Origin of the sequence: Neisseria sp. GT4A_CT1 (genome assembly GCF_000227275.1) — a bacterium.
Classification (GTDB): domain Bacteria; phylum Pseudomonadota; class Gammaproteobacteria; order Burkholderiales; family Neisseriaceae; genus Neisseria.
This window is the reverse complement of the sequence record NZ_JH164968.1, coordinates 222,341-235,649: the sequence shown is the minus strand read 5'-3', so window position 1 is coordinate 235,649 and position 13,309 is coordinate 222,341. Positions and strand designations below refer to the sequence as shown.

Sequence of the window (13,309 nt, the reverse complement as noted above, 5' to 3'; positions counted from 1 at the left end):
CTCAAACCACGCGTTTGGCACACATGATGATGGCTTCGACGGCGACTTGTCCGTCCACTTTGGCGACGGCGCTGAATTTGCCGATGCCGCGTTTGTTGGTCAGCAGCTCGACTTCGAAAACAAGCTGGTCGCCGGGGATGACTTGGCGTTTGAAGCGGGCTTCGTCTATGCCGGCGAAGAAGAAGAATTCGTTTTCTTTGCGGCCGCCTTCGCTGAGGATGGCGAGTGTGCCGCAGGCTTGCGCCATGGCTTCGATGATGAGTACGCCGGGCATGACGGGCAGGTCGGGGAAATGGCCTTGGAACTGCGGCTCGTTCATGGTGACGTTTTTAATCGCGGTCAGGGTTTTCATGGACTCGAAGGCGGTGATGCGGTCGAGTTGCAAAAACGGGTAGCGGTGGGGAATGAGTTTTTGGATGTCTTTGGCTTCGATGGGGAGTTGTACGTCCATGTTCGTCGTATTCCTTGGTATTTCGGGGTTGGCTGGGCGGTTTCATCGCGGAGGCTTTAAAACGATAGGCTTTGCCGCTTTGTCGGGATTTAAAGCGCATCCGCCATGTAAACCGATTGTGGGGTTATTCGTCTTTTTCGCTGTCGCTCAGACGGTTTTCCAATGTTTTGAGGCGTTTGTTCATTTCGCTCAGGCGGTGGATGTAAACGGCGTTGCGCGCCCATTCTTTATGGGTGGACATCGGGAAGATGCCGGCGAGGTGTTTGCCGCTTTCGGTAATGCTGTGGGTGACGGACGTGCCGCCGCCGATGGTGGTTTTGTCGGCGATTTCGATGTGTCCGACCGTACCGACGCCGCCGCCGATGATGCAGTAGCTGCCGATGGTAACGCTGCCTGAGATGCCGGTTTTGGCGGCGATGACGGTGTGCGAACCGATTTTGCAGTTGTGTCCGATTTGGACTTGGTTGTCGATTTTGGTGCCGTTGCCGACGGTGGTGTCGCTCATCGCGCCGCGGTCGATGTTGGTGTTCGAACCAATTTCTACGTCGTCGCCCAGCGTTACCGCGCCGGTTTGCGGGATTTTAAACCATGAATCGCCGGCGAAGGCGAGTCCGAATCCGTCCGCGCCGATGACTGCGCCGCTGTGGATTTCGACGCGGTTGCCCAGTGTGCAGCCGTAATAAACGACGGCGTTGGGATGCAGGACGACTTCGTCGCCCAGTTTGCAATCGTGTTGGACAACGGCATTTGCCAAGATGCGGCAGCCTTCACCAAGCACGGTGTTCGCGCCGATGTAGGCGTTTGCGCCGATTTCGCAGCTTGCAGGAACGGTCGCACTTTCCTCGACGACGGCGGTCGGATGGATGCCGCCGCGCGCTTTGACGATGGGCGAAAACAGGCGGGCGACTTTGGCGAAATAGAGATAGGGGTCGTCGGCGACAATCAGGTTGCGCCCTTCAAATTCGTCCACTGCTTTGGCAGAAACGATGACCGCACCCGCGCTGCTGTCGTGGACTTCGGCTTTGTATTTCGGATTGGCGAGGAAGCTGATGTGTTCCGCCTGCGCGTCTGCGAGCGGGCGCACGGCGGCGACGGAAATGTCCTCGCCGCGCCATTCGCCGCCAAGCTGCGCTGTGATTTGGGACAGGGTGTAGGTTTTTGAAGTCATGATGTTTCGTAAGCTTTGGGATGAGGTCGTCTGAAAGGGACGGCGGGAGCAGTCGGACAGAACGGTTTGCCTAAAACGTATGCCGGCAGGAGTGATAAGACAGGTAATTATATCGTTTATTGGATTTTCAGACGACCCTTCGCTTGAAAGAGGTCGTCTGAAAACAGGTTTGCTGTATCTCGTTCAGCCTTCCGATTAACGCGTATTCAGGGCTTTAATCACGCTGTCGGTAATGTCGTAACGCGCGTTGACGTAAATCACGTCCTGCAAAATGACATCGTAGCCTTCGCGTTTGGCAAGATCGACGATAATGCGGTTGGCGTTTTGCTGGAGGGCGGCAAATTCTTCGTTGCGGCGCAGGTTGTAGTCTTCTGCCAGCTCCGCCTGTTTCTTGCGGAACTGCTGAACCAGCTCGCCCCAGCGTTTTGCCGCAGCTTCACGCTCTTTGCCCTGCAATTTGCCTTCGGACAGGGATTTTTCGAGCTTTTCACCTTCTTGCTGCAATTTCTGCAAAGCGTCCTGACGGCTGCGGAATTCCTTTTCCAAGGTCGTCTGAATGCGTTGCGCCTGCTTGGACTCAAGATAAACGCGCTCGGTATTGATAAAGCCGATTTTTTGTACGGCTTCCGCCGCCGCAGCTTGGTTCATCAACCCGAAGCCCAATAAAGCCGCGCCGCCGAGGCGGAAGGCGTTGGCAATGATGTTCATCTGGATTTCCTTGATTTTGTATCCCGCCAATCAGCGGGATATCGGTTTGTTTTTAAAAAGAGGCAGAACGCCCTGTCCCTTTTCCTTCAGGTCGTCTGAAAATGTTTATCTGCATAGGGATTTCGATTTTCAGACGACCTTGTTCTGCCTACGTCAGAATGTGGTACCCAATTGGAACTGGAAGCGTTGGATTTCGTCGCTGTCTTTTTTCTTGATCGGGTAAGCGTAGCTGAACTTCATCGGACCCAGCGGCGAGAGCCAGGTTACTGCCGCACCGGCAGAGTAGCGCAACTCTTCCTTGAAGGTCGATTTGTGGGTCTTGCCTAAGCCGTATGGGTTTTGAGCGGCATTGTTGGTGTAGTAGGTATTGCTACTGCTGTCGTTATAAGTTTTGCCGTCCCATACGCTGCCCGCGTCGGCAAACAGACTCAGACGGACGGAGCGGGAGTCTTTGATACCCGGCATCGGGAACAGCAACTCGGCGGAAACGTTGGCTTTTTTGTTGCCGCCATAGCTGATTTTCTCGCCGTATTCGTCATAGACTTTCGGACCCAGCGTACCGCTCTCGTAACCGCGTACGGAGCCTAAGCCACCGCCGTAGAAGTTTTCAAAGAACGGCATGGTTTTGGTTTTGCCGTAACCGTTGCCGACGCCGACTTCGCCGCCGAGCATCAGGGTGAAGTCTTTGGTCAGCGGGAAGAACCAAGTTTGGTTGTGGGTCAGCGTGTAGTATTGCAGGTCGCTGCCCGGCAGGGCGATTTCGCCGTTGATGCCGGTCATGTAACCGCGGGTCGGCCACAATGCGCTGTCGGTTTTATTGCGTCCCCAACCAATCGTACCTTTGTACAGCCAGCCTTTGAAGCTGCCCACGCCGCCCGTGCCTTTACCGTATTGGTTGATAAAGTCGGCATAACGTTTAGGCGCGCCTTTGTAGGTATTCACGGTCAGGTGTTCCGCCGCCAGACCCAAATTGACGCGGTCGTATTCGGTCACGGGAATGCCCATGCGCACGCCGCCGCCTGCGGTGGTGGTTTTATATTGTTTCGCGCTGGAAGAGGCTTTACGCGGGTCGTAAGACTTGCCGTAAATATCGTAACCGAGGCTCACGCCGTCGGGTGTGAAATACGGATCGGTAAACGACAGCGAGCCGTTCAGCGTGGTTTTACTGCGTGAGGCGCGCAGAGAAACGGATTTACCCGTACCGAACAGGTTGTCTTGGGAAACGCCTACGGACATGACCAAGCCGGTATCCTGAACCCAGCCCGCACTCATATCCAGCGAACCGGTAGAACGCTCGTTCACGCTCATGTTCAAATCGACTTGGTCGGGCGTATTGGCAACCGGTACGGCATCGAATTGTACGTTGTCAAAGTAACCCAGCAGCTCGACACGCTCTTTGGAACGTTGCAGCTTGGAAGTGTCGTAAGGCGCGGATTCCATCTGACGCAATTCGCGGCGTACGACTTCGTCACGGGTTTTGTTGTTGCCGGTGATGTTGATTTCGTTCACATAGATTTTGCGGCCGGGTTCGACATTCAGGACGAAATCGACAGTTTGGGTCTCGGCATTGGGCACTGGCTGAACGTTGACTTCGCTGAACGCGTAGCCTGCCGTACCCATGCGGTTTTGGATGGCTTCGAGCGATTTGACCATTTGGGCGCGTTCGTACCATTTGCCCTTTTTCATGGTCAGCAGTTTTTGCAGCTCTTCTTTCGGCACTTCGCGGGTATCGCCTTCTATGCGCACGTCGCCCCAACGGAAGCGTTCGCCCTCGTCAACCGTGATTTTGATGGTTTGCTTGGTTTTGTCTTCGTTGGTCTGGATGTCGGTATCCAGAATGCGGAAATTGAAATAGCCGTTGTTTTGGTAGAACTCGCTGACGCGCTCCATGTCTTGCGAGAATTTCTGCTCGTTAAACTGGTTGCTCTTAGTCAGCCAAGTCCACATGCCGCCTTCGCTCAAAGACATTTGTTTCATGAGCTTGCGGTCGGAATAGACTTTGTTGCCTTCAAATTCGATGTCGGTAATCTTGGTGGTTTTACCCTCATCGATGGCGATGTCGATGGAAACGCGGTTACGCGCGAGTTTGGTGACGGTCGGCGTGATTTGGACCGACTGTTTGCCGCGGCTTTTGTATTCTTCCTTCAGGCTGGCGACAGACTGGCTCAGCGTGGCCGGATTGAAGTATTGGGATTGCGCCAAACCGAAGGATTCAAGGTTTTTCTTGATTACATCGTTTTGCAGCATTTTCGCGCCGGTAATGTTCAGCGTGCTGATGGTCGGGCGTTCGATAACGGTCAGCAAGACCTGATTGCCCATGGTCTCTACGCGGACATCGTCAAAAAAACCGGTCGCATACAGACTTTTGATGATTTCTTCGCTGCGTGCGTCGCTGAATTGGTCGCCGACTTTGACGGGCAGGTAGTTGAAGACCGTACTCGGTTCGGTACGCTGCAAACCTTCGACGCGGATGTCTTGAATGGTGAAGTCGGCAAACGCCAAAGGCGACATGCCCAATACCATCAAAGCAGAAGCAATCTGTTTCAATTTCATAAAATTATCCAAACAAACGGTTGATGTCATTAAAGAAAGCCAGTGCCATCATTAAGAGCATGGCAGCCAGTCCGAGGCGCAGGCCGATTGCCTGTATGCGCTCGCTCAAGGGCTTTCCGCGTATCCATTCGGCAGTGTAGAACACCAAATGCCCGCCGTCCAACACGGGAATGGGCAACAAGTTCAACACGCCTAAACTAATGCTGACCAACGCGAGGAATTCCAAATAGCTTTGAAATCCCAGCTGTGCCGTTTTTCCGGCGACGTCGGCAATGGTCAGCGGGCCTGAAATATGGTTCAGGGAGGCATTGCCTGTAATCAGTTTTCCGAAGAATTTTACCGTCATCCAAGCGTTGTTGACGGTTTTGTCCCAGCCCATCGCAAATGCTTCTGCGACAGACGGCTTATATTCGCGCTTGATTTCTTTTATCCACGCTTTGTCGTCTTGAGGACCGAAGCCTACCCTGCCGACCAGCGTTCTGTCGGGTTGCTGGATACTGTCGGGGCGGATGGTCGTCTGAAAAGTTTGGCCATTGCGCTCGTAGCTCAATTCGATTTTCTTGCCCGGGCTTTGGCTTACGATTTCCACCCATTGCTGCCAAGACTCGATGTCTTGTCCATCGGCACTGATCAGCTTGTCGCCTTTTTTCAAACCGGCTTTTTCAGCCGGACTGTTTTCTGTCACTTCGCCGACACGGGTGGTGATTTTAAAAGGCGACAACCCGATATAGCCTTGGTTTTTCGCAATTTTACCTGCTTCGGGCGTGCCGGCGGCATCGATAATCCGCATGGTTTTTTGCCCTGAGGTCGTCTGAACGGCAACATTTACCTTGCCTGACTCGATGTTCAACACGATTTCTTGCTGGGCTTTTTCCCACTCGCCGACGTTAACGCCGTTAACCGAAATAATTTTGTCTCCGGGCTGAAAACCGGCTTTGGCGGCAATGGTATTTTGCTCGACCATGCCGACATAAGGGCGGATTTCGGTAACGCCGAAGGAAAAACTCAAGCCGTAAAGCAGAACCGCCAGCGCGAGATTAGTCAGCGGACCTGCGGCAACGATGGCGATACGTTTGACGGGATGCTGTTTGTCGAAAGCGTAAGGCAGGTCTGCCTGCGCCACCTCGCCCTCGCGCGTATCAACCATTTTGACGTAACCGCCCAATGGGATGGGCGCCAAACACCATTCGGTATCGCCGCGCTTTCTGCTGAAAAATGGTTTGCCGAAGCCGACGGAAAAGCGGACGACTTTGACGCCGCACAATCTGGCGACGATGTAGTGTCCGAACTCGTGCAGGCTGACCAAAATCAGGATGGCAAAAATAAAAGCTAGAAGGGTTTGCAAAAGAATCTCTCTGGTTGGGTATGGGTTGACGTTGTCGATGTTTCAGACGACGTATCAAGGCAGGGGTCGTCTGAAAAACATTCGCAATGTGTAGAAAATATTATTGGCTTTATTTTGCCGATTATAAAGTCAGTCTGCCGTTTTGTCCGCCACACATGACGGGTGGGCGGGTTTTCAGACGACCTGTCATTTTTTATCGTTGCGGCACGGTTTATCCCAATGCGGCGATAAATTCCTGCGCCTGCCTGCGGGTAACGGCGTCTTGCGCCAGCAGGTTTTCGATGTTGCCGAGGTCGTCTGAAAAGTCTTGTGCGAGACAGTGGGCGACGGTTTTGGCAATGTCGGTAAACTTAATCTGCCCGTCTAAGAAGGCGGCGACGGCGGCTTCGTTGGCGGCGTTCAAGACGCAGGGCGCGGCTCCGCCCGCGTTCATGGCTTCATAGGCGAGCTTCAGACAAGGGAAGCGGTCAAAGTCGGGCTTTTGGAAGGTCAACGCAGACAATGCGTCGAAATCCAGGTCGCCGACACCCGAATCGATGCGTTCCGGCAAGCCCAAACAATAAGCAATGGGCGTACGCATATCGGGATTGCCCAGTTGCGCCAGCACGGAGCCGTCACGGTAGCGCACCATGCTGTGTATCACGGATTGCGGATGGATGACGACTTCGAGTTTATCAGGCGGGCAGTTGAACAGCCAATGCGCTTCAATCAGCTCCAAACCTTTGTTCATCATGGTGGCGGAATCGACGGAGATTTTGCGCCCCATGCTCCAATTGGGGTGTTTGACCGCTTGCACGGGCGTAATGCTGTCGAACGTGCCTAAATCGGCCGTCAGAAACGGGCCGCCGGAAGCGGTCAGGATAATCGAGCGGATGCCGTGTTCGTTCAGACGACCTGTGTAATCGCGCGGCAAAACTTGGAAAATGGCGTTGTGTTCGCTGTCGATGGGCAACACTGCCGCGCCGTTTGCGCGGGCGGTTTCCATAAACAACGCGCCGGAAACCACCAGCGTCTCTTTGTTCGCCAGATAAATGGTTTTGCCTTTTTGCGCCGCCGCCAGCGCAGAAGGCAGGCCCGCCGCACCGACGATGGCGCACATGACACCGCTGACTTCATCGGCAGACACCACATCAACCAATGCCTGCGCGCCATATAAAACCTGCGTCGCCGTGCCGTCGCGTTTCAACAGTGCGTCAAGCCGGGCGGCGTGTTCCGCATCGGCAACGACGGCATAGTCTGGGCGAAATGTTTGACATTGAGCCGCCAGTTTCTCAACCTGCTTATGCCCCGCCAGCGCGAATACGCGGAATTTTTCGGGGTGGCGCGAAACAACGTCCAGCGTGCTTTCGCCTATGCTGCCGGTACTGCCTAATATGGTCAGGACTTGTGGTGTCATGGTGTGTTCTTTATGTACTGCTTTCGGATTTCAGACGACCTTTGGGCTTGAGGTCGAAAAGGTCGTCTGAAAACGCTTATTCGATATTGTGTTTGATGTGTTCCAACGATTTTTATAGTGGATTAACTTTAAACCGGTACGGCGTTGCCTCGCCTTAGCTCAAAGAGAACGATTCTCTAAGGTGCTGAAGCACCAAGTGAATCGGTTCCGTACTATCTGTACTGTCTGCGGCTTCGTTGCCTTGTCCTGATTTAAATTTAATCCACTATAACCGCTTCAGAACAAGCTTTCAAAGGCGGCATAGACGCTGATGACGGCAATCAGGCTGTCCACGCGGTCAAACACGCCGCCGTGTCCGGGCAGCAGATTGCTGCTGTCTTTGATGCCCGCCGCGCGTTTGAGCCAGCTTTCCAACAGGTCGCCACATACGCTGACAATGGTCAACACCAAACCGATTAACACGGTATTGAACCAGCCTGCGTCAAACGTGAGCCAACCAGCCCACCACACCACAGTCATGTACACTGCCACGCAAATCGCGCCGCCGATTGCGCCTTCCCAGCTCTTGCCGGGGCTGACGGTCGGTGCGATTTTGTGTTTGCCGAACGCTTTGCCGCTGAAATACGCGCAAACATCGGCAACCCACACCAAACCCATCACGGCGAGCAGCGACAAGGCGTAATCGGGATGCGGACGCAGGGACATGAGTGCGAACCAAAACGGCATGACCAAAAGCCAGCCGACGGTATAAGCCTGCCAGCCGCCATTCAATTTCCATTTGAATTTCAGCCACAAAGGCATAACGACCAGCCAAAACGCCAAAACGGCGTACCAGACGATATCCGGCAGCGTCCAACCGCCTGCATAGGCGATGACGCCGAACACCAGCGTCGCGGCGAGATAATGATTGGTTTTCAGTTTTTCCAATCCACTCATGCGGGCGTATTCCCACAGCGTAACCAGGGAAATCAACCCGCAAAATGCCGCCCACAGCCATTGCGGCGCGTAAAACAGCATACCGAGCATCAACGGCAGCATCCACAGCGCCGTGATAATCCGTTGTTTCAACATTTTTAACCCCTTTGCTGCTCTACCGGCAGCTGTTCCGAAGTGCGGCCGAAGCGCCGTTCGCGTTTTTGGAACGAGGCGACAGCATCGTCCAAGGCTTTGCTGTCAAAATCGGGCCACAGGGTATCGGTAAAATAAAGTTCGGCATACGCCATCTGCCAAAGCAGGAAATTGCTGATGCGTGTTTCGCCGCCGGTGCGGATGAACAAATCCGGCTCGGGCGCATCGCCCAGCATCAAGTGTTTCGCCAGCGCGTCTTCCGTAATTTCGGATACGCCTTCGGCAATCAGTTTGTTTGCCGCCTGCAAAATATCCCAGCGGCCGCCGTAATCCGCGGCGATGCTCAGGGTCAGACCGGTATTGTTCGCCGTCAACGCTTCCGCCTCTTCGATGCCTTGCAGAATCTGCCGGTTGAAGCGTTCGCGGCTGCCCAACACCTTCAGGCGCATATTGTTTTCGTGCAGACGGCGCACCTGCTTTTGCAAAGCCTGCAAAAACAGCCCCATCAGGAACGACACTTCGTCTTCGGGACGGCGCCAGTTTTCAGTTGAAAAGGCAAACACGGTCAGATATTGCACACCCAGTTTGGCGCAATGCTTCACCATATTTTCCAACGCGTCCAAGCCGCGTTTGTGCCCCATCACGCGGGGAAGGAAACGCTTTTTCGCCCAACGGCCGTTGCCGTCCATAATCACGGCGATATGCTTCGGAACCGAAGTATGTTCCAAAATGGTCTGCGTGCTGCTCTTCATCTCTGCCTTTCGCAGCGCGGCGGTTCAAAGGTCGTCTGAAACGCCGCGGACAAGGGTTTAAATCGCCATCAAATCTTCTTCTTTGGCAGCCAGCGTTTTGTCGGCTTCGGCGATGTATTTGTCGGTCAGTTTTTGAACCGCCTCTTCGCCACGACGTGCTTCGTCTTCGGAAATTTCTTTGTCTTTCAAGAGTTTTTTGATGTGATCGTTTGCATCGCGGCGCACGTTGCGGATGGACACGCGTCCTTCTTCCGCTTCGCTGCGTACGACTTTAATCAAATCTTTACGGCGCTCTTCGGTCAACATAGGCATAGGCACTCGGATCAAATCGCCGACGGCTGCCGGGTTCAGACCCAAGTTTGAATCGCGGATGGCTTTCTCGACTTTGGCAGCCATATTGCTTTCAAAAGGTTTTACGCCGATGGTGCGCGCGTCCAGAAGCGTCACGTTGGCAACTTGGCTGACCGGAACCATGCTGCCCCAGTATTCAACTTCCACTTGGTCCAACAGACCGGTATGCGCACGGCCGGTACGCACTTTCGCCAAATTCTCTTTCAGCACTTCTACCGAGCGCTGCATTTTGCTTTCCGCTGTTTTTTGAATATCGTTAATCATTTTCTGCTTTCAAATAAGATACTGAATTTAAAACCTCGCCCGGACGCATGACCATCCGAACGGCAAATCAAGCTGTTAACTGCGCATAGTACCGTCATTCGGCGATTCCGACAAGGCAGGGGCGGTTTTGGGCCTTGTTTCTTAACTGATATTTAAATGCCGTTGCACATGAGTTTGGGGCGGAAAAGCATGGACGGCCTCGATACAGCCGCATTCATTTGCGTATAGACAAAAAGGTCGTCTGAAAACCTTGTCAACCGGTTTTCAGACGACCTTTATCCTATTCCGCCTCCAACCTCTCTATGGCGAAAGGCAGGGTGCAAAACAGGAAAATACGCTCCTGTTACGATGCAATCACGAACCAAAGACCTCGAAGAAGCAGGTATATCAATAATGTGATGGTAATGTTGTTGTATCGCCATTTCATTTGGTTGATGGAAAAAACCAGCAGTATGAGGAGAAAGAATTGTCCTATGTATACCCATACCATGTCTGCTGACAACAATACGGCACAAATCAATCCCAAAGGCAAAAGAATCATCCAAGCAGGCAACGAAGCAATCGCCCACTTCGGTTTTCTATTGCGTGCACGGACAAATTCTCCAACAGAAGAAAAGGCTGTCTGCTTCTGCGTAATCAAAGACAAAATACTTATACCGCCATAAGCTACGGCGCAAATATACAGCGCTTGTTGATAGTTGCTTACGAAGCTGATCAAAGCCAAAGGCAAAGGCGTAAGAAGTCCAAGTACGATAAAAGTCAATCGGGAAGAGCGCAGGTGCAGGCGTTCTGCCATAGCCGCGCGGGCGGCAACGCTGCATAAGACAACAGAAATAATGGAAGCAATAATTGGGGATACTGGGGACACATTGTCACGCAAACCCGGAATATCTTCCAAAGCGGTCAACATACTGGTGACGAACATGACCATGACGACAAACAGCAATAGGAGTTGTAATAGAGACCCTTCCCATTGATCGTTGCCACGTTTGAACTGCAAAGCATTAACCAATATCATGCAGGCGAGTGCCCATGAGTTGAGCGGCATAGTCAACCATATGATGAAAACATCGCTGTCTTCATGGTTGAAATGAAACATCGTTAGGCCGATCAGTATCCAGCCGACAAGGAAAATAACCCAGCCGGTCAAAGGCGCGACAACAATCCTCGCCCAAGCCATCTGCCACGGAGACAAAGAAGACATGCGCAACTGATCAAATGCATTGCTGGATACATCTTGGCGCAAACTGCGCTCAATCTGCAGATAAAGGGCGATATTTGAAATGCCGGTACCGAACGCACCGACGCTGGCAATATATTCCACCAGGTTTTCAGAATTGGCATTGGCAAAAACAAACAGGCAGTAGAGTATGATGATGCCTGCAATCATGCCCCAGCTCATGTTGAGCCACATCAGCCTTTGAAATTCGGCGTTAACCCGGATTTTGGGAATATTCAATTTATTGTCCATCGGCTTGCTCCTGTTGCTCTTGTTGCTCTTGTTGCTCCTGCTTGTGGAGATTGAGGCTGTTTTGATAACTGTTTAGCAGCGACGCCTTAATGACGGACGCTTCGCTCAAAGGCAGGTTTTGTTCAAACAGCTTGCGCAACAAGGCCGCACGCGCTTCTTCTCCCGCATCCAATATGACGGTAACGGCATGATTGTTCCATTCTGCCTGCTTCACGCCTTCCGTATTGCGGACCCGCTCGAATATGGATTCATCCAAACCGACAAATTGCAGCGAAACAGTCTGATCTTCGTTAACATCATCATTAACAGATTGAAATGCCTGAACACGTCCGCCTTTGATAACCAGCATATGCGAACAATATTCGTCCAGCTCGGAAAGAATATGGCTCGACACCAAAATGCTCATGCCTTCATCTTTGAGCTTCAGCAGCAACAAAGACAATTCATGTCGTGCCTCAGGGTCAAGACCGCTGGCAGGTTCATCCAAAAGCAGAAACTTAGGACGATGGATGATGACTTGCCCGATACCGACACGCTGTTTCTGACCGCGGGAAAGGTCGCTGACTTTGGCATACAGTTTATGTTCCAAATTAAGCAGGCGAACGGTTTCCAGCAGCAAATCGGGAAGTCGCGCATCAGGAATACCGCGGGATTTGGCGGCATACGTTAAGCACTGGATCACGCTCAAACCATCCGGCAACCCAAAAAAATCAGGCAGGTAGCCGAGCTTGGAAAAACTGTCGCGCGGATTATCAAGAATAGGCAGACCGTCAAGCAAGACATCGCCGGATGTCGGGATTTCCAATCCTGCCATACAGCGCATCAAAGTGGATTTGCCGGCACCATTAGGTCCGATTAATCCGGTAATACTGCCCTGCGGAAGCTCGACCGAGACATCGTACAATGCCTGCGTATTGCCGTAGTAAAAATCTAGATGTTGGACATTAATCATAATATTTATAAGATATGAAGGGGTTGGATGCAAAAATCGGGGGCGCTAACGCCGACTGATAAACTTTTATCACACGGATGAAATGACAAAATGGCTTTTCAGACGACCTCAAACATTTCTTGGCATTTCATGATAAACATTCAGCCTCAGCCGCTCCGATCTTGAGCCTTCGTATTATCAACAAAAAACTGTTTGACATACAAAAAACTGCTTCTGCGGTCGCTTTAATAGAAGGACGGATAACTTTACCCTATATCAGCGTACTTAAAAAAGCGGCAAGGACATCTTCCAAGCCGCTTTTTTGTCATTGGTTTGTTACCTTCCAACCTATAAATGGCATATGGAACATCATCAAACACATCAAGAGATACGTTTTCAGACGACCTCACAATGGCTTAGGGCGGCAACAAACGAATAATAGACAAATCCTGTTACCATATTTTCGACAGTTTTTCTTTAACTTTAGTCTCCATTTCAGCACTCAAATGGCGACCCAATATTTTGCCGAAATCCTCTTCAGGCGTATAGTTCACCAGCTCAGGGGCTTTGACGACATCTCTAGCGACACTATATACGCTGCCGAAATCATCAATCAATCCTACTTCTTTAGCCTCCGAACCGGTATAGATGCGGCCGCTGAAAACATCAGAATACTGCTGATCTTTCAAACGCTTTCCGCGTCCGAGTTTAACCGATTTAATAAATTCCTTATGGATATCGGTCAGCATTTTTTCCCAAATCTGAGTTTGTGCGGGCGTTTCAGGAGAAAACGGATCACCCATGCCTTTATTGCTGCCTGCGATTTTCAGACGACGTTTGATACCGATTTT

General features: G+C 52.1%; 12 protein-coding genes. All 12 read right to left on the bottom strand.

Features of this window, described 5'->3' with window-relative positions; genetic code table 11:
• Position 1: 1 nt before the first annotated feature.
• Complete coding sequence (gene fabZ / locus HMPREF1028_RS09830; RefSeq protein ID WP_003741990.1) at positions 2 to 451, bottom strand: 3-hydroxyacyl-ACP dehydratase FabZ; 450 nt, start codon at positions 449 to 451, stop codon at positions 2 to 4.
• A 124-nt stretch (positions 452 to 575) separates the two neighbouring features.
• A complete protein-coding gene (gene lpxD / locus HMPREF1028_RS09825) occupies positions 576 to 1,619 on the bottom strand; it encodes a UDP-3-O-(3-hydroxymyristoyl)glucosamine N-acyltransferase (RefSeq protein ID WP_009312630.1) in 1,044 nt (347 codons plus the stop codon).
• Positions 1,620 to 1,814: 195 nt separating this feature from the next.
• A complete protein-coding gene (locus HMPREF1028_RS09820) occupies positions 1,815 to 2,267 on the bottom strand; it encodes an OmpH family outer membrane protein (RefSeq protein ID WP_174263552.1) in 453 nt (150 codons plus the stop codon).
• A gap of 213 nt (positions 2,268 to 2,480) precedes the next feature.
• Positions 2,481 to 4,880 carry an outer membrane protein assembly factor BamA gene (gene bamA, locus HMPREF1028_RS09815; RefSeq protein WP_009312629.1) on the bottom strand — a complete coding sequence of 800 codons (2,400 nt, stop codon included), beginning with the start codon at positions 4,878 to 4,880 and terminating at the stop codon, positions 2,481 to 2,483.
• Positions 4,881 to 4,884: 4 nt separating this feature from the next.
• The gene (rseP, locus tag HMPREF1028_RS09810) at positions 4,885 to 6,225 is read right to left on the bottom strand and encodes an RIP metalloprotease RseP (RefSeq protein WP_009312628.1); all 1,341 of its coding nucleotides are present in this window, start codon (positions 6,223 to 6,225) and stop codon (positions 4,885 to 4,887) included.
• A 211-nt stretch (positions 6,226 to 6,436) separates the two neighbouring features.
• Entirely contained in the window at positions 6,437 to 7,621 is a 1,185-nt protein-coding gene (gene ispC / locus HMPREF1028_RS09805; RefSeq protein ID WP_009312627.1) for a 1-deoxy-D-xylulose-5-phosphate reductoisomerase, read from the bottom strand.
• Positions 7,622 to 7,897: 276 nt separating this feature from the next.
• Positions 7,898 to 8,692, bottom strand: a complete 795-nt coding sequence (locus tag HMPREF1028_RS09800; RefSeq protein ID WP_009312626.1) for a phosphatidate cytidylyltransferase — start codon at positions 8,690 to 8,692, stop codon at positions 7,898 to 7,900.
• 2 nt (positions 8,693 to 8,694) lie between these two features.
• Entirely contained in the window at positions 8,695 to 9,441 is a 747-nt protein-coding gene (locus HMPREF1028_RS09795) for an isoprenyl transferase (protein ID WP_003758925.1), read from the bottom strand.
• 57 nt (positions 9,442 to 9,498) lie between these two features.
• Complete coding sequence (gene frr, locus HMPREF1028_RS09790; RefSeq protein WP_003758927.1) at positions 9,499 to 10,056, bottom strand: ribosome recycling factor; 558 nt, start codon at positions 10,054 to 10,056, stop codon at positions 9,499 to 9,501.
• Positions 10,057 to 10,399: 343 nt separating this feature from the next.
• Positions 10,400 to 11,527 carry a hypothetical protein gene (locus HMPREF1028_RS09785; RefSeq protein ID WP_009312625.1) on the bottom strand — a complete coding sequence of 376 codons (1,128 nt, stop codon included), beginning with the start codon at positions 11,525 to 11,527 and terminating at the stop codon, positions 10,400 to 10,402.
• Entirely contained in the window at positions 11,517 to 12,479 is a 963-nt protein-coding gene (locus tag HMPREF1028_RS09780; protein WP_009312624.1) for an ABC transporter ATP-binding protein, read from the bottom strand. The genes HMPREF1028_RS09785 and HMPREF1028_RS09780 overlap by 11 nt, the downstream gene beginning before the upstream one ends.
• Positions 12,480 to 12,910: 431 nt before the next feature.
• Positions 12,911 to 13,309 (bottom strand): S49 family peptidase (locus tag HMPREF1028_RS09775; RefSeq protein ID WP_009312623.1); only part of this gene is annotated, 399 nt, incomplete at its 5' end.